The organism is Hephaestia caeni, from assembly GCF_003550065.1.
GTDB lineage: Bacteria > Pseudomonadota > Alphaproteobacteria > Sphingomonadales > Sphingomonadaceae > Sphingomonas > Sphingomonas caeni_A.
The window spans coordinates 777392-793015 of the sequence record NZ_QXDC01000003.1; the positions used below are offsets into that span (position 1 = coordinate 777392).

The following is a 15624-nucleotide window of genomic DNA, read 5'->3' on the forward strand; positions in this document are numbered from 1 at the left end:
CGAGGGACCATGACCGATCACACTCCAGGCGCACCGCCCGTCATCGTGCTGGTGCGCCCGCAACTGGGCGAGAATATCGGCAAGGCGGCGCGCGCGATGCTCAATTTCGGGCTCACCGAGTTGCGCCTCGTCGCCCCGCGCGACGGCTGGCCCAACCCCACGGCCGGGCCGGCCGCTTCTGGCGCAGACATCGTGCTCGAACGCGCCGCGCTGTTCGATCATCTCGCCGATGCCGTCGCCGATTGCGCGCACGTCCACGCAACCACGGTGCGCAAGCGCGGCGTCACCAAGCCGGTGCTGACCCCTGAGGCCGCCGCGCACGAGATTCACGGCGCGCCCGGCCGCTCGGCGATCGTGTTCGGCCCGGAACGCTCGGGGTTGGAGACCGACGACGTCGCGCTCGCGCGCACCATCGTCACCGTGCCGATCAACCCCGAATTCGGCTCGCTCAACCTCGCGCAGGCGGTGATGGTGATCGCCTACGAATGGTCGAAGGGCATGGATCTGGCGTCCCCGCCCGGCACCCTTCTCGATCCCCCCGCGCCGCAGGACGAATTCGAAGGCATGTTCGCCCAGCTCGATACGATGCTCGACGGCGCGGGATTCTTCCACCCGCCCGAGCGCACGTCGGCGACGCGGCGCACGCTGCGGACGATGCTCACCAAGCCGGGCTGGACGAGCCAGGAACTGCGCACGCTGCGCGGGGTGCTCTCCGCGCTCGACGGCAAGAAGCGGCGGCGGGGATAGGTGCGGGGAAGCGGACCGGTGCCGCTCCCACGTAGCCGAATCATCCTACCGCTTGTCGAATTCGTCGAACTCGTACGCGATCGAGGCTTCAACGAGTTGATCCCACAAGGCCGCGATCGGCGCCTCAGGGATGCCCGCGGCGCGGGCGCCTGCGCGGGCGTTGTCGATCACCTGGGCCTTGCGCACCTCGTCACGCACCTGGCCGCGCTCGGGCTTGATGCGCGCGGCGGCGTCCATATAGGCGAAGCGGCGTGCGATCAGCGCGATCAGTTCGCGGTCGACGTGGTCGACGCCGGCGCGCACCTCGGCCATCGTCGTGCAGGCCGCGCCGGGAAGGATGATGTTGGTCATGAAACCGCCTTTGCGCGCGCGCCGCGCGGCTGTCCAGCTTGACTCCGGGCCACCTGCTCGCTAGGCGCTCGCGCTTCGCAATTGGCCCCGCATCCCGGTGAAGCGGTGGCCCTGCCCGGTTTCCCGGACGCAGGCGGTACCGGGGACAACGTTAACGCATTTGAGGAATGACGCATGTCGAAGCGCAACAGCGCCAAGTACAAACTCGACCGCCGGATGGGCGAAAACATCTGGGGTCGCCCGAAGAGCCCGGTCAACAAGCGCGAATACGGCCCCGGCCAGCACGGTCAGCGCCGCAAGGGCAAGGTGTCCGATTACGGCATCCAGCTCCGCGCCAAGCAGAAGCTCAAGGGCTATTACGGCGACGTCACCGAAAAGCAGTTCAAGCGCGCCTATCAGGAAGCCGCGCGGATGAAGGGCGACACCGGTCTCAACCTGATCGGCCTGCTCGAGCAGCGGCTCGACATGATCGTCTATCGCGCCAAGTTCGCGCCGACGATCTTCGCCGCGCGCCAACTCGTCAGCCACGGCCATGTTCGCGTCAACGGCGTCAAGTGCAACATCGCCTCGCGCCGTGTGGTGCCGGGTGACGAGATCACCTTGGGCTCGAAGGCGCAGGAAATGGCGCTGGTGCTCGAAGCGCAGAGCCTCGCCGAGCGCGACATCCCCGATTATGTCGCGCCCGACGGCACGGCCAAGGTCACCTTCACCCGCGTGCCCTCGCTCGACGAGGTGCCCTATCCGGTGAAGATGGAACCGAACCTCGTCGTCGAGTTCTACTCGCGCTGATCGGCGCTTTCCGACGATACGAAGAGGGCGGCCCCGAGGGGCCGCCCTTTTTGTATCAGAGATGCAGCGCCTGTTCGAGGAACGCCGCTGATTTGGACAGCATGTCGGCCCGCGCCGCCGAATCGCGTAATTGATGGTCGAGACCGGGGTAGACGATCAACGTGCTCTGCTTGCCCGCTTTATCCAGCGCCGCGTCCATCGCCTGCGATTCCTTGATATCGACGTTCATGTCCTTGGTGCCGTGGAACATCAAGACGGGTGCCTTGAACGCGCCGACGTGGCGCAGCGGGGAGCCTGATTCGACGATTTCCGGGCTGTCGCCGATCTCGTCCAGCGCAAGCCGCGTATTGACATAGCCCTTGTGCTCATCGCGCAGCATGCCGAGATCGGTCACCGGGGCGACCGCCACGACCGCGTGGAAGAGCGCCGGATCGAGCACGTTCGACTGGAGCGCCGCATAGCCGCCGTAGGACCATCCGACGATCGCGAGCTTGGCGGGATCGGCGATACCCTGCTTCACGAGCCACCGGCCCGCATCATTCACATCGCCGATCGCGGTCTTCCACGAATGCCAGGCATTGTCGTTGAACCAATCATCGCCATAGCCCGTCGAGCCACGATAATTGGGCTGGAGCACGGCATAGCCGCGATTGACGAAGAATTGCGTCAGCCAATCGAACCCCCATTGGTCACGCGAGGCGGGGCCGCCGTGCGGCATGACGATCGCCTGAAGGTTCTTGCCGTCGCTGCCCGGTGGAAGCGTGAGATAGGCGGGGATCGCCGTACCGTCCGCCGCCGGATAGCTGACCGACGTCATCTTGCCGAGCGGCACACCCGCGAGCTGTGGCCGCTCGATCGCGATCTGCCGCAGCTTTTTCGCGCGCTCGTCGAAGAAGTAATAGCGGCCCGAATCGACATCCGATTCGGCGTAGATCAGATGTTTCGTGCCGTCGGCGCTCGAATCGACGATGTTGATCAGCGGCTGGTTCGGCAGGACCGCCGAAAGCGATGCGGTAAGCTTTTCATATTTGGGATCGAAGTAATGTGCTTGTTCGACGTCGCTCGAATAGGTCGCGGCGACGATATGCCCGCGCCGCCCCACCGTGATGACGCCCGCAACGTCATATTTCGGATTGGCATAGGCAAGCTCCTTCTTCATCGAGCCGTCGAGCGCGACGCGGAACAGCGCGTCGCGTCCGTCGACGCGCCCGATCGCATATGCCGTGTCGGTCGACCCATCGACCGCGATCGGCGCCATGCCCTCGTTCGTCACGCTGTTGTAGGTGGAAAAAGGCGTCCAATCGTCGCTACCCTGCTTGCGGTAGTAGAACGTCTCGACGCCCTTCGAGAAGACGTTGCGCCGCAACGATTCGTCGGTCTGCATGATCCGCACCGCACCGGTGCCGTCAGCGATATAGCGTTGCGCGACCGGATTGGGGCCAATGACGTGATCGACCTTACCGGTCTCGACGTCGATCAGATCGACGCCATAACCTTGCTTGCTATTGCCCATGCGCGCCATCCCCGCACGCACCGGCATATAATAGCGTTCGACGAGGACCTTCGGCGACGAGCCGTCGCGCCAATCGATAACGCGCCCGTCAGAGCCCTGCGCCCGATATTGGTTGCGCTGCTGCGCGGTGATGGCGCGCGCGTCGCTGCCGTCGGCGTTGAGCGACGCGAGCCGGAGGAAGACACGCTGGACTCCCTCGACCGTCGCGATGCCGTATTCGGTGCACAGGAGCCGCGTGTTCGATGCCCAGCCGCACGAAACGAGTGCAAGTGGGTTGCCGTCCGCGAAGTTGATCGGCTTCGACGCGCCGCTCGCGACATCGATCACGGCCAGCACGGTGCCCTGGCCCGGACCGGGAACGACCGTCGCGATTTTCGATCCGTCCGGCGACAGGCTGGCGTCGAGCACGCTTTCGCGCTTGCCGAAGGCCGCTGCCGCGTCCGCGTCGCTCATCTGCTGCGCCGACGCGGGACAGGCAATCGCGGCAAGCGACACCGCGGCGACGCCAAAACGGAGCGCTCTCGCGCGCATTCCAACATCGTACATTTGGAAAATTCCCCCCAATCGATTGGTTTCTATGCGGAAGATCGTGCTCCATCCAGCTACGTCACGCAAGGGACCACCCTGCGGCCGCATGCGTGGAGCCTTGCTTCATGTTTCATCCGAAGCGACGCGCCCGCTTGCGTGCGCGCCTGCCGGATGCGACAGATCGCGCATGTCACGCTGCTCGATTCCGCTGCTCCTCGCCGCGCTGCTGCTCGCCGCGCCCGCTGCCGGGCAGGACGCACCCACCCTCTCGATCGAGACGCTCAAGACCGTCACCGAGACGCTGTCGTCCGACGCCTATGAGGGTCGGGCGCCGACCACACCGGCCGAGGCGAAGACGACCGATTATATCGTCGCGCGGTTCAAGACGGCCGGGTTGCAACCGGGCAATCACGGATCGTGGTTCCAGGATGTGCCGCTGGTCGAGATCACCGCGCGCGACGTGGCGCCGATCACGATCACCGGCGGCACGACGCCGCTTTCGTTCGCCTATCGCACCGACATGGTGATCGCGACCTATCGCGTGGTGCCGCGGATCGCCGTTCGGAACAGCGACATGGTCTTCGTCGGCTACGGCATCAACGCGCCCGAGCGCGGCTGGAACGATTATGCCGGCGTCGACGTGAAGGGGAAGACCGTCGTCATCCTCGTCAACGATCCCGATTGGGAAACCGCCGGGAACGACGGCCCGTTCGAGGGCCGCGCAATGACCTATTACGGGCGCTGGACCTACAAATACGAGGAAGCCGCGCGACAGGGCGCCGCCGCGGCGATCATCGTCCATCAGACCGCGCCAGCCTCCTACGGGTGGAACGTCGTTCAGTCGTCATGGACCGGGCCGCAACTCGAGCTTGCGGCCGAGGGCGATCACATGGACCAGAGCGAGGCCATCGGCTGGGTCCAGCTCGATGCGGCGAAGCGGCTGTTCGCCAGCGCCGGCAAGGATTTCGAGGCGCTCGCGGCGACCGCCGGGAACAAGGGCTTCAAGGCGGTGCCGCTGGGGCTCAAGGCGAGCTTCACGTTCGACAACAGCGTCCGGCGGCAGGCATCGAAGAACGTGATCGGCGTACTGCCTGGCACCGAACGGCCGCAGGAGACGGTGTTCTACACCGCGCATTGGGACCATCTCGGGCGCTGCGACGCGGTCGATGGCGACGACATCTGCAACGGCGCGCTCGACAATGCGAGCGGGGTCGCCGGGCTGATCGCGATCGCCGAGGCGCAGGTGAAGGCCGGGCCGGCGGCGCGCACCCAGGCCTTTATGGCGGTGACGGCCGAGGAATCGGGGCTGCTGGGATCGCGTTATTATGCCGAGCATCCGATCTATCCGCTCGGGCTGACGGTGGGGGGCGTCAATATGGACGTGCTCAACGTCAACGGCCGGACCCGGAATGTCGTCGTCACCGGGTACGGCAAGTCAGACCTCGATGATCTGATCGTGCCGCTCGCCAAGGCGCAGGGGCGCCACGTCGAGCCCGAGGCGCATCCCGAGCGCGGCGGCTATTACCGATCGGACCATTTCAGCTTCGCCAAACTGGGCGTGCCGATGCTCGATGCGGGCAGCGGCGAGGATCTGGTGGAAGGCGGCACCGTGGCGGGTGAAGCGGCAGCGAAGGATTATGGCGAGCATCGCTATCACCAGCCCGCCGACGAATATGATCCGACATGGGATTGGTCGGGCGCGATCGACGACCTGACGCTCTATTATCGGCTTGGCCGCGGGCTCGCCGAAGGCGATAGCTGGCCCGCATGGAAGCCCGATGCCGAGTTCCGCGCGATTCGCGAGGCGTCTCGCGCGGCGGCACAATAGGACGTTCGCCAATGGCTCGAGTGGTGCAACCCGCCGAATGGGCGCGGCACAAGGCGGTGTGGATCGGCTTTCCGAGCCACGCGGAATTGTGGCGCGACGATCTGATGCCTGCCCGCGAGGAAGTGATCGCCTTTGCGCGCGCGGTCCACGCCGACGGCAAGGGCGAGACGGTGCTGCTGGTCGCCGCCGACGACGAAGCCGCTGCCGCTGCGCGAAAGGCCGCGCCCTTCGCCGAGGTGGTGGTCGAGCCGTTCGGCGATATCTGGCTGCGCGATACCGCACCGATCCTGGTATCGGACGGGACGGCACGCGATTTCGACTTCAACGGCTGGGGCGGCAAATACGATCTGCCCGGCGACGACGACATCGGCGAGCGGCTGGCCGCACGGTTGGGGATCGCGACCGAGACGTGCGGCTGGATCCTCGAGGGCGGCGCGATCGACGGCGACGGCACCGGGCTTGCCGTCACCACCGAGCAATGCCTGCTCAACCCCAATCGCAACGCCGGGCTGGGCAAGGCCGAGATCGAGGAGCGGCTCTACCACGATCTCGGCGTGGTCGACGTGCTGTGGCTGGGCGATGGGCTGCTCAACGACCATACCGACGGCCATGTCGACAACCTTGCGCGCTTCGTGGGGCCGGCGCGGCTGGCGATCCCCGAGCCGACCGAGAACGACCCCAATTGGCAAGTCTATCAGCGCGCCGCGCAGCGCGCCGAAAGCTTCGGCCGGGTCGAATTGGTGCGGCTGCCCTCACCCGGCCGAATCCTGCATGGCGACGAGGTGGTGCCGGCAAGCTACATGAATTTCTACATTGGCAATGCCAGCGTCGTGGTGCCGCAATATGGCGCCGAGAACGACGCCGCCGCGGTCGCCGCGATCGCCGACCTGTTCCCTACCCGCAACGTCGTGGGCCAGCGCGCCGACCATATCCTGACCGGCGGCGGCAGCTTCCACTGCATCAGCCAGCAGGTGCCCGCGTAGGGTATTGTTCGCGCGGCGCCGGCCCGCTCCCTCAAACAACCCTGAAGCGCGGAAGTTTAGGCGAAGGTGAGCCCAAGAACACTTGCTGCCGAGGCTGGGCGCCGGCGCGCACGAGATCGACCGAATCAAAGAGCGGTGCGAAGCATGGCATGACTGTGGGGTTGTAGGACAGCGAAAAGAACAAAGAGGGAATAACGCGGAGGCGCGAAGAAATCGTCACCCCAGCGAAGGCTGGGGTCTATTTCTGACTGTGGTGCCAGTCGCGAGAGACATGGACCCCAGCCTTCGCTGGGGCGACGGGGTCATTTTCTCTGCGCTCTCTGCGCTTCGGCGCGACCCTATGTCCTTTCTCGTCCTTATGCCGACCAGCACGAAGGCCGGGCATTGATCCGGCGGCGCATCGACATCGCGGTTAAGCAGATCACAACGGTTCGAGGGCTATGCCGCCAGCGGGGTTTTCCACCGCCGGGCGGGGACATGGACACGCGCATCGCCTTCGGGCTCGTCACGCTGATTGCCGCCACGTCGTGCGTCGCCACCGCGCCGCGCGAGCAAGCGCGTGTGACGATGCCGGTGCCGCCGCCCGCGCGGACGGCATCAAAAGTGGTGCTCGCCGTGCCGCCCGGCCCGTCCGAGGCGCTGCTCGCGCATGCCGGAGCGCCGACGCTTGCCGAGGCGATGGCGGTGACGGCGGCGCCGGCCTTTCTCGATACCGCACAGGGCGACGACGCTGCCCGTGCGCTCGATTGCCTGACGCAGGCGGTTTATTACGAAGCCCGCTCCGAGCCGATCGAAGGCCAGCAGGCGGTGGCGCAGGTGGTGCTCAACCGCGTCCGCAACCCGGCCTTTCCCAACAGCGTGTGCGGCACCGTGTACGAAGGATCGTCGCGCAGCACCGGATGCCAGTTCACCTTCACCTGCGACGGATCGCTGACCGCGCGGCGCGAGCCCGCGGCGTGGGAACGCGCGCGGCAGGTGGCGCAGGCGGCGCTGGCAGGCTTCGTCTACGCGCCGGTGGGATCGGCGACCTTCTATCACACCGATGCGGTGCACCCCGGCTGGGCAACGCGCGTCACCAGCGTCGGCACGATCGGCGCGCATATCTTCTATCGCCTGCCGGGGGTATGGGGCGGCGCACTCGCCTATCGCCAGCGCTATGGCGGCGTCGAACCCGGCGTGACGGCGGGTACGCGCTTCGCCGAAAAGGCGACCGAGGCGCTGATCGAGGCGATCGAGGGCGTGCGCATCCATCGCGGCGGCGTGGCGGCGGCGACAGACGCCGACAGCGCGGAGACGGCGAGCGCGGCTCGGCCCGTCGAGCATCGCAGCGGCGTCGCGATCCATCGCGGCCCTGCCGCCGCGGCCGTGCAGCACGGGGTGACGATCCATGCGGGGACGCCGGGCGACGACGCCTGATCAGGATGCCCGAACCCCTGCCTGCGCAGGGGCAGGCAATCCGGCATGACGAGACGGTTTCGATTCGCGCGCCGACCTACTAGATAACGACGCATGACCGAGATCACCGTCGCCGCACTCCAGCTCGCCTTTTCGACCGATACGCACGCCAACATCGCGCGCGTGGGCGAGATGGTGCGCGAGGCCGCGGGCAAGGGCGCTCAGGTGGTGCTGCCGCCCGAATTGTTCGAGGGCGAATATTTCTGCCGCGTCGAGGACGAAGGGCTGTTCGCGGCCGCGAAGCCGAGCGCCGAGCACCCCTCGGTGCTGGCGATGCAGCGGCTTGCCGACGATCTCGGCATCTGGATTCCGACCAGCTTCTTCGAGGCCGACGGGCCGCATCATTACAACAGCCTCGCGATGATCGCGCCGGGCGGCCGGATCGCGGGCGTCTATCGCAAGAGCCACATCCCCGACGGGCCGGGATATGAGGAGAAATTCTATTTCCGCCCCGGCAATACCGGCTTCAAGGTATGGGACGGGCCGGGCGCGACGCTGGGCGTGGGCGTGTGCTGGGACCAATGGTATCCCGAGGCCGCGCGCGCGATGATGCTGATGGGCGCGGACGTGCTGTTCTACCCCACCGCGATCGGCAGCGAGCCGCACGACGAGGGGCTCGATACCGCACGGCTGTGGCGGCGCGCGATGGTGGGACATGCAGTATCGAATGTGGTGCCGATCGTGGCGGCGAACCGCGTCGGCACCGAGCACGGCCAGACCTTCTACGGCACCAGCTTCATCACCGACGAGCGCGGCGACGTGCTCGCCGAACTCGATCGTCGGCAAGAAGGCGTGATCACCGCGACGATCGACCTCGACCGCGTGAAGCTCCACCGCGCCGCCTTCGGCTTCTTCCGCGACCGCCGGCCCGAGCTGTATGGGCGGCTGGTGGAGGACGTGTGAGGAGGCGAGGCAGCGCACGAACCATCATCCGTAACCCTGAACTCGTTTGGCATTTATCCTCTTCGGAGACGTCCTTCATGCACCTCCCCGGCGAAGGCCGGGGTCCAGCGGCGGGCCGGCCGTAACTGGGCCCCGGCCTTCGCCGGGGAAGTAGGTAGGAGGTGTGCAGTGATTACGTGCCTGAAAAGGGGGAATTACCAACGCGTTCAACATGGCGTGTTCGTGTCGCTTTACCCGGCGACCCGCGCGATCAGTGCCTGCGCGGCGGCGGGGGCGCGGATCTTGGCGCCGTTGATGCAGAAGATGAAGGTCTCGCGGCGGCGCTTTTCGGGGGGCGCGGGCGCGACATAGGGCAGCCCTTCGGGCGCGCCGCCTTGTGCCCAGCACCGCGCGGCGGCGGCCCAGCGATCGAGATCGGCGGGCGCATAGCCGGCGGGCTCGGCCTCGACCGCGTTTTCGAGCCGCGCGTAGACGAAATCGGCGGTGATGTCGGCGATCGCGGGATACTCATCCGATTGGGCGAAGACGATCGCCACCCCCGCCTTGCGCGCCATCGCCACGAATTCGGGGACTGCGAAACTTTCGTGGCGCACCTGGATCGCGTGGCGCAGCGCGACGCCCGCGTGCGCGGCCGGCAGCAGATCGATGAACGCCTGCATGTCGGCTGCGTCGAACTTCTTGGTCGCCATGAACTGCCACAGCACGGGGCCGAGCTTGTCGCCCAGCTCGACGATGCCCTGATCGACGAAGCGCTGCACCGATTCGCCCGCCTCGGCCAGCACCCGGCGATTGGTGCAATAGCGCGATCCCTTGACGGTGAAGACGAACCCATCGGGCGCCGTCCTGGCCCAGGCGGCGAAACTCTCGGGCTTTTGCCGGCCGTAATAGGTGCCGTTGATCTCGATCGCCGTCACCGCGCGACTGGCGAACTCAAGCTCCTTTTTCTGGACGAGCCCTTGCGGGTAGAAGCTCCCGCGCCACGGCTCATAGGTCCAGCCGCCGATTCCGATCCTGATCATGGCGAAAGACTAGGCGCGCCGCCCGGCGCCGTCACCCCGCGACGTGCCGTCAAACCCATCCGAGGCCGGCCGGGCCGGTATCGACCCGAAGTCAGCCGCTGAAAATCGTGTGACGGCTGGAGCGGGCGAAGGGATTCGAACCCTCGACCCCAACCTTGGCAAAGTTATACTATGCCTACTCCAGCATTCGCGATTCTACTCTATTCTTATAAAAATCAATTACTTGATCTATATTCTGTGCGCTGCCATACTCCAGAAATACTCTTCGTTTTCCTTCACGGTGGTGAACGGGTGGTGAACTGGAATCGGGCAAAAAGATGCGGAAAACTGCGGAAATTTCGCTGATCAAACGTGTTGTAGATGCCTCCAAACCACGAGCAAAGCGCTATCACGTCTGGGACAGCGAGCTGGCGGGCTTCGGACTGCGCGTCGAATCGACGGGCGTGAAAACATTTATCGCCAAGTACCGCGCGGAAGGCGGGGGGCGCCGCGCGCCCGAACGACGGGTTACGATCGGGCGCTACGGGACTTTGACACCGGAGCAAGCACGAAAGGAGGCGAAGAAAATTCTTGGCGGCGTAGCCATCGGCGCCGATCCCGCCGCCGAGATCAAGGCAAAGCGCCTTGAGATGCGTTTCAAGGAATTGATTGACCTTTACGAGAAGGAAGGCTGCTACATTCAGCGCGGCAAACGCCAAGGACAGGCGATGAAGCCGCGGACCAAGCGATATACGATGGCCCGGCTCCGCCATCACGTCGTTCCGCTGCTTGGACATCGCCGCGTCACCGAGGTCAACACTGGCGATGTGGAGCGGTTTTTCCGGGACGTTGAAGCTGGTAAAACCGCACGAGACGAAAAGGTTGCGCCGCGTAAGCGGATCATCGTGCGTGGTGGCGCGGGCGCAGCGCGCAAGGTCTTTCGCGACCTGTCTGCTGTCTTCAGCTTCGCCCAGCGTGGAGAAATCGTCACACGCAACCCTTGTGAAAAGGCGGCTGTGCCCAAAGCCGACAATCAGAACGATCGCTATTTGAGCTTGGACGAAGTCATGCGCTTTGGTGAGGCGCTCAAACAACTTGAGGCCGAAGGCGTCAATCGCAAGGCGCTCGATATCATGCGTCTATGGGCGCTGACCGGATGTCGGCGCGACGAAATCGCCAGCTTAAAGTGGAGCGAAGTCAATTTCAGTGAAGGTTGCCTCCGTCTTGGTGAAAGCAAGACCGGTAAATCGGTCCGACCACTCGGAGCAGCGGCGTTGGCTGTTTTGAGGTCGATAGGACCGGTCGATGATTCGGATTATGTGTTTCCGTCCGAGACCGGAAAAAGCTTCTTTCAGAGCTATCGGACGCCGTGGAAACGCGTCATCGAGAAAGCGGATCTGCCCGGTGTGACGCCACACACATTGCGGCATACGGTAGGATCGACAGCGATTTCTTCGGGAGAAGCGATGGCGTTCACTGGCGCGATCCTGGGTCATGTCAATCATCGTTCGACGGCCATTTACGCGCATGTCCAACAGAGCCCCGCTCGCCGCGCTGCCGATCGTGTTTCCGAGCGTATAGCTGCAGCCTTGGCAGGCATCTGCAACGATATTGAAGCGCCCGCGGCCGACGCGGATGAGGCGCTGTTGGAAAAGATAGCAGAACTCCTCTCGCAAGGTGGAGCCGAGGCCGACCGGCTTCGGATCGTGATGAACGCGCTGGCCTCGTGAAAGGATCGTCGCCGTCGTTGCGTTGCTGCGGCTATCAACGGGCGTGATCTCCTAGAAATTCAATTTCTCGGCAAAATAGCTTAGCCCACGGCCCTTGAAACTCGGCACGTGCGCCATAGGTTAACTCTTGCGGACCGGGCCCCTCTGGCGGCCGTTCTTCGGAACGACCGTGATGTCGGACCGCATCGGGAGTGTTCTCGATGCAGGTTCGGACATGCCGGCCCATCATAGCACCCCGATCCATCACATCGATTGGATAGAGGCTATGAACGCATTCACTTACAGACTGACCGTCATGCACCGGAAGCTCGATGACGAGATTCGGCGCGAACTCAAACGGCGCTTTCCCGATACGATGAGGCTGCTGCGACTCAAGAAGCTGCGGCTGGCGATCAAGGACCGGCTGCACAGCCGCCAGCTTCGCGCGGGGAGGGCCTGACCATGACAGACCTTTCCGCCATCCGGCCGGCACGCCGCGGCGCCGCCGTCGCGTTCGACGCGGGGCTACGCCGGCACATGCTGGGCATCTACAACAATATGGGTCTGGGGCTGATCGTCACCGGACTGGTCGCGATGCTGATCGCGAGCACCCCGGCGCTCTATCAGCCGATCTTCGGCACGCCGCTCAAATGGGTGGCGATGCTCGCGCCGCTCGCCTTCGTATTTTTCTTCTCGTTCCGCATTGATCGGATGACGCCGGCATCGGCGCGAACCGCCTTCTTCGCCTTCGCAGCGGTGATGGGCATATCGCTCGCGAGTATCTTCCTGGTGTTCACGGGGGCGAGCATCGCGCAGACCTTCTTCATCGCCGCATCGATGTTCCTCGGCGTCAGCCTGTGGGGCTATACGACGAAACGCGACCTAAGCCGGTGGAGCACCTTCCTGTTCATGGGCCTGATCGGCGTCGTGATCGCGAGCCTCGTCAACCTGTTCCTCGCATCCTCGGCGCTGCAATTCGTCGTCTCGCTGGCGGGCGTGCTGGTCTTCACCGGCCTCACCGCGTGGGACACACAGCGCGCCAAGTCCGACTATCTCGCTTATGCCGGAACGCAGCACGCCGATAAGCTCGCGATCATGGGCGCGCTGTCGCTCTATCTCAACTTCGTCAACCTGTTCCAACTGCTGCTGACCTTCTTCGGCCAGCACAAGGAGGCGTGAGCATGCGCACCGAACAAGATATGCAGGCGATGACCTGCCCGGTCGATGGCGCGGTGCTGGTCATGTCCGACCGGCAAGGCATCGAGATCGATTACTGCCCCACCTGCCGCGGCGTGTGGCTCGACCGCGGCGAGCTCGACAAGATCATCGAACGCAGCGCGCCGCCGGGGAGCAGTTCGTTCAGCGGGGGCCTGCGTGACCATGGCGACGATTATCGCGACAAACGCCGCCATAAACGCAAGTCGTTCCTCTCCGAACTCTTCGACTGAACAGGGTGGCCGCCGGTCGGCGGCGGCCACCTCACGGTCGAGTTGAGGTAGATAATCCCTGCTTCGCTCGCTTTAGGGACACTGCTGTCAGCCCATCAGCTCCTCGAGCAGCATCAGGCCAAGGAAGCCGATGAAGAACATTGCGCTGATCAGCGGCGTGTCGGGCTTCTCGTGTGCTTCCACCAGCAGCTCCTCGGTGACGAGATAGAGCAGGGCAATCAATCCGAAGCTCAGGAAGCCGGTGATGATTGCCGGCGGGAAGCCGGCGACGGGCAGCGCAAGCAGTGTTCCCAGGGGCAGTAGAAGGCCGAGTCCAAACGTGAGGGCAACGATGCGCGCTTTCGACGCGAGTGTGTCGCCAAGCTCCTCGGTCACTGTCACACCGAGAAACAGAACCTCCAATGTGAGGGCGACTGTAAGGAGAATGCCAGCCTCGGTGCCCGCGACGAACGCCAAACCGAGCACCAGTCCGTCGATCAACAGATCGACACCGACCGCGCCGATCAGTGCGAATGGACCTTCGACACGCTCTTCGAACATCTTGAGCGAGAGCATGGCGACCATGCCGGCCACGCCGCCGGTCAGCGTCGCAAGTGCCGAACCCTGATGCTTGACGTCTGGTAGAATTTCGGTGGCCGCCGCAGCGAACACGACTCCCGCGGCGAGGTGTTGGATCGCGCTGACCAGCGCCGGACCCGGCCGCCGCCATACGGCGACAACGGCGCCGGTAAGCACGGCGAGAACGGGTATGACGGTGTAGCCGATTGCGCTCATTGCCGCATCTTTCCGCACACCGACGCATTAAGAGGGGTCACGAAGTCGATCTTTCGTCATCCGGCCGTTTAATCCAAGCAGTGTAACCTGGTCGCCAAGGGCGTGTCGTCGAAGAGCGTGAGCTTGAGCTGTGAGGCCCGTCCACGGATCGCATCTTGGGTTCGCCCCCATGCCAGCGGCGACCGCGGACACGGTCTGGCGATGCTTGATCCGCTCCCGAAGCTCGTCGTCCGCCGTCTCGGTCCAGCGCCTTTTGCTATTGAAGCGTTCCATCTCGCTACATTCCCTGGTGACGGCTATACCACCTCGCCGGACTCGAGAACGCAAAGCGTATCGGCATCGGTTTCGATTTGAAGGGTCGCATGATCAATGCCGAACAGACCTTTGAGCAGTCGGACGATTTCGGCTGAGAAGCCGTCGCCGGGATAGCCCGCAGGAATTAGCAGATGTGCTGTGAGCGCCGTTTCGGTCGTACTCATGGGCCAGACATGCAAATCGTGGACGCCAGCAACGCCGGGCTGCTTGCTCAGGAAGAATTCGATCCGCTCAGGGTCGACGCCGACAGGGGCGGCCTGAAGACTCATGTTGACCGAATCGCGCAGCAAACTCCATGTCCCGACCGCCACGACAGCGACGATGATGAGACTCGTAACGGGGTCGATCCAGGTCCGGCCGGTTAGCACGATCAACAATCCGGCAATGACGACACCGGCAGACACACCCGCATCGGCCGCCATGTGCAGGAACGCGCCACGGATGTTGAGATCGCTTTTGCGTCCGCGCATGAACAGCAATGCCGTTGCGGTGTTGATGACGATGCCGACGCCGGCGACGATCATGACGGTCGTGCCGGCGACAGGTTCGGGGTCGGCAAACCAGCTAATCGCCTCGATCGCGATCACCGAGATCGCGACGAGCAGCAGCACCGCGTTGAACAGCGCCGCCAGGATCGACGAACTCCTGAGGCCGTAGGTGTAGCGTCCTGACGGCTTGCGCCTAGCAAGCGCCATCGCGCTCCAGGCGATCAGAAGCCCGAGCACATCGGAGAGGTTGTGACCGGCATCAGCCAGCAGCGCCATCGATCCGGCGATCAAACCATAGGCCGCTTCCACCACCACGAAGGTGAGATTGAGTGCCGTTCCGATGGCGAAGGCGCGGCCGAAACTCGACGGCGCATGGCTGTGGCCATGCCCACCGTGCCCATGCCCATGTTGGTGATCGTGCCCGGCGTGGTCGTGCGTATTGTCGCTCGCGATCATGCCGCCGATACTCCCTTCCGCGAGCCGCCGACGATTTCGACCGCTTCCAGGGTCATCAAACCGATACCTGGGATGTCGCCGAGCGAGGCTACGAATGCGCGCAGCGGTGCTTCAAGATCGATGATCTCGACCACCACCGCCCGATCGCTCTCGAGAACATGCCTTCGGTGGACATGCGCGGACGGACCGAAGCCCAGCAACGCCTCCAGCACGGTGGCGCCGCTGAGCTTCGCGTCGCGCGCACGTGACGCGACGACCTCGAACACCTTGCGGTCGCCGAAATAGGCCGCCTCGTCGGTGTAGATGCGGAGCAGCTTGGTGTCGTTCGTCATCATTCCC

Annotated in this window: 16 protein-coding genes; 10 read left to right on the forward strand and 6 right to left on the reverse strand. The window is 64.6% G+C overall.

Translation table 11 applies throughout. The features are described from left to right. Positions 1 to 9: 9 nt before the first annotated feature. Positions 10 to 747: an RNA methyltransferase gene (locus DFR49_RS12185; protein ID WP_119035921.1), complete on the forward strand. Its 738-nt coding sequence runs from the start codon at positions 10 to 12 to the stop codon at positions 745 to 747. A 45-nt stretch (positions 748 to 792) separates the two neighbouring features. Here DFR49_RS12185 and DFR49_RS12190 read toward each other — a convergent pair whose 3' ends face one another. Next, positions 793 to 1098, reverse strand: coding sequence for a chorismate mutase (locus tag DFR49_RS12190; RefSeq protein WP_119035922.1), 306 nt, complete (start codon positions 1096 to 1098; stop codon positions 793 to 795). 174 nt (positions 1099 to 1272) lie between these two features. Between DFR49_RS12190 and rpsD the strand changes: the two genes are divergently transcribed. Beyond that, the gene (gene rpsD / locus DFR49_RS12195) at positions 1273 to 1887 is read left to right on the forward strand and encodes a 30S ribosomal protein S4 (RefSeq protein ID WP_119035923.1); all 615 of its coding nucleotides are present in this window, start codon (positions 1273 to 1275) and stop codon (positions 1885 to 1887) included. Between the two features lie 55 nt (positions 1888 to 1942). Here the strand turns inward: rpsD and DFR49_RS12200 are convergent, their stop codons facing one another. Then, a complete protein-coding gene (locus DFR49_RS12200) occupies positions 1943 to 3931 on the reverse strand; it encodes an alpha/beta hydrolase family protein (protein ID WP_170151010.1) in 1989 nt (662 codons plus the stop codon). Positions 3932 to 4115: 184 nt separating this feature from the next. On the opposite strand from DFR49_RS12200, the gene DFR49_RS12205 reads away from it, so the two are divergent. The 4 genes from DFR49_RS12205 to aguB all read left to right on the forward strand — a co-directional run bounded on the left by DFR49_RS12205 (position 4116) and on the right by aguB (position 9097). After that, positions 4116 to 5756, forward strand: coding sequence for a M28 family metallopeptidase (locus tag DFR49_RS12205; RefSeq protein WP_119035925.1), 1641 nt, complete (start codon positions 4116 to 4118; stop codon positions 5754 to 5756). Between the two features lie 11 nt (positions 5757 to 5767). Continuing rightward, entirely contained in the window at positions 5768 to 6739 is a 972-nt protein-coding gene (locus tag DFR49_RS12210; protein WP_119035926.1) for an agmatine deiminase family protein, read from the forward strand. 477 nt (positions 6740 to 7216) lie between these two features. Further along, positions 7217 to 8155: a cell wall hydrolase gene (locus DFR49_RS12215; RefSeq protein ID WP_119035927.1), complete on the forward strand. Its 939-nt coding sequence runs from the start codon at positions 7217 to 7219 to the stop codon at positions 8153 to 8155. A 93-nt stretch (positions 8156 to 8248) separates the two neighbouring features. Continuing rightward, positions 8249 to 9097 (forward strand): N-carbamoylputrescine amidase, encoded by an 849-nt coding sequence (aguB, locus tag DFR49_RS12220; RefSeq protein WP_119035928.1) that lies wholly within the window; start codon positions 8249 to 8251, stop codon positions 9095 to 9097. 230 nt (positions 9098 to 9327) lie between these two features. Here aguB and DFR49_RS12225 read toward each other — a convergent pair whose 3' ends face one another. Further along, positions 9328 to 10116, reverse strand: coding sequence for a DUF72 domain-containing protein (locus tag DFR49_RS12225; protein WP_119035929.1), 789 nt, complete (start codon positions 10114 to 10116; stop codon positions 9328 to 9330). Between the two features lie 317 nt (positions 10117 to 10433). On the opposite strand from DFR49_RS12225, the gene DFR49_RS12230 reads away from it, so the two are divergent. The 4 genes from DFR49_RS12230 to DFR49_RS12245 all read left to right on the forward strand — a co-directional run bounded on the left by DFR49_RS12230 (position 10434) and on the right by DFR49_RS12245 (position 13252). Continuing rightward, on the forward strand, positions 10434 to 11825 hold the full coding sequence (locus DFR49_RS12230; protein WP_119035930.1) for a tyrosine-type recombinase/integrase: 1392 nt from the start codon (positions 10434 to 10436) through the stop codon (positions 11823 to 11825). Positions 11826 to 12090: 265 nt separating this feature from the next. Further along, complete coding sequence (locus DFR49_RS12235; protein WP_119035931.1) at positions 12091 to 12264, forward strand: DUF465 domain-containing protein; 174 nt, start codon at positions 12091 to 12093, stop codon at positions 12262 to 12264. Between the two features lie 2 nt (positions 12265 to 12266). Then, complete coding sequence (locus tag DFR49_RS12240) at positions 12267 to 12983, forward strand: Bax inhibitor-1/YccA family protein (RefSeq protein WP_245968408.1); 717 nt, start codon at positions 12267 to 12269, stop codon at positions 12981 to 12983. Positions 12984 to 12985: 2 nt separating this feature from the next. After that, entirely contained in the window at positions 12986 to 13252 is a 267-nt protein-coding gene (locus DFR49_RS12245; protein ID WP_211325870.1) for a TFIIB-type zinc ribbon-containing protein, read from the forward strand. A gap of 87 nt (positions 13253 to 13339) precedes the next feature. Here DFR49_RS12245 and DFR49_RS12250 read toward each other — a convergent pair whose 3' ends face one another. The 3 genes from DFR49_RS12250 to DFR49_RS12260 form a co-directional block, all read right to left on the reverse strand. Continuing rightward, on the reverse strand, positions 13340 to 14026 hold the full coding sequence (locus DFR49_RS12250; RefSeq protein WP_119036403.1) for a ZIP family metal transporter: 687 nt from the start codon (positions 14024 to 14026) through the stop codon (positions 13340 to 13342). 296 nt (positions 14027 to 14322) lie between these two features. Then, a complete protein-coding gene (locus DFR49_RS12255; protein ID WP_119035932.1) occupies positions 14323 to 15285 on the reverse strand; it encodes a cation diffusion facilitator family transporter in 963 nt (320 codons plus the stop codon). Next, positions 15282 to 15617, reverse strand: a complete 336-nt coding sequence (locus DFR49_RS12260; protein ID WP_119036404.1) for a DUF190 domain-containing protein — start codon at positions 15615 to 15617, stop codon at positions 15282 to 15284. Before DFR49_RS12260 ends, DFR49_RS12255 begins: the two co-directional genes overlap by 4 nt. Positions 15618 to 15624: the final 7 nt, after the last annotated feature.

Bases quoted from the DNA above. Each gene is read 5' to 3' on its own strand.
- DFR49_RS12260 (WP_119036404.1), bottom strand. From the start codon at position 15,617: ATGACGAACGACACCAAGCTGCTCCGCATCTACACCGACGAGGCGGCC.
- DFR49_RS12190 (WP_119035922.1), bottom strand. From the start codon at position 1,098: ATGACCAACATCATCCTTCCCGGCGCGGCCTGCACGACGATGGCCGAG.
- DFR49_RS12200 (WP_170151010.1), bottom strand. From the start codon at position 3,931: ATGCGCGCGAGAGCGCTCCGTTTTGGCGTCGCCGCGGTGTCGCTTGCC.
- DFR49_RS12185 (WP_119035921.1), top strand. From the start codon at position 10: ATGACCGATCACACTCCAGGCGCACCGCCCGTCATCGTGCTGGTGCGC.
- DFR49_RS12255 (WP_119035932.1), bottom strand. From the start codon at position 15,285: ATGATCGCGAGCGACAATACGCACGACCACGCCGGGCACGATCACCAA.
- DFR49_RS12225 (WP_119035929.1), bottom strand. From the start codon at position 10,116: ATGATCAGGATCGGAATCGGCGGCTGGACCTATGAGCCGTGGCGCGGG.
- aguB (WP_119035928.1), top strand. From the start codon at position 8,249: ATGACCGAGATCACCGTCGCCGCACTCCAGCTCGCCTTTTCGACCGAT.
- DFR49_RS12240 (WP_245968408.1), top strand. From the start codon at position 12,267: ATGACAGACCTTTCCGCCATCCGGCCGGCACGCCGCGGCGCCGCCGTC.
- DFR49_RS12215 (WP_119035927.1), top strand. From the start codon at position 7,217: ATGGACACGCGCATCGCCTTCGGGCTCGTCACGCTGATTGCCGCCACG.
- DFR49_RS12250 (WP_119036403.1), bottom strand. From the start codon at position 14,026: ATGAGCGCAATCGGCTACACCGTCATACCCGTTCTCGCCGTGCTTACC.
- DFR49_RS12245 (WP_211325870.1), top strand. From the start codon at position 12,986: ATGCGCACCGAACAAGATATGCAGGCGATGACCTGCCCGGTCGATGGC.
- rpsD (WP_119035923.1), top strand. From the start codon at position 1,273: ATGTCGAAGCGCAACAGCGCCAAGTACAAACTCGACCGCCGGATGGGC.
- DFR49_RS12210 (WP_119035926.1), top strand. From the start codon at position 5,768: ATGGCTCGAGTGGTGCAACCCGCCGAATGGGCGCGGCACAAGGCGGTG.
- DFR49_RS12235 (WP_119035931.1), top strand. From the start codon at position 12,091: ATGAACGCATTCACTTACAGACTGACCGTCATGCACCGGAAGCTCGAT.
- DFR49_RS12230 (WP_119035930.1), top strand. From the start codon at position 10,434: ATGCGGAAAACTGCGGAAATTTCGCTGATCAAACGTGTTGTAGATGCC.
- DFR49_RS12205 (WP_119035925.1), top strand. From the start codon at position 4,116: ATGTCACGCTGCTCGATTCCGCTGCTCCTCGCCGCGCTGCTGCTCGCC.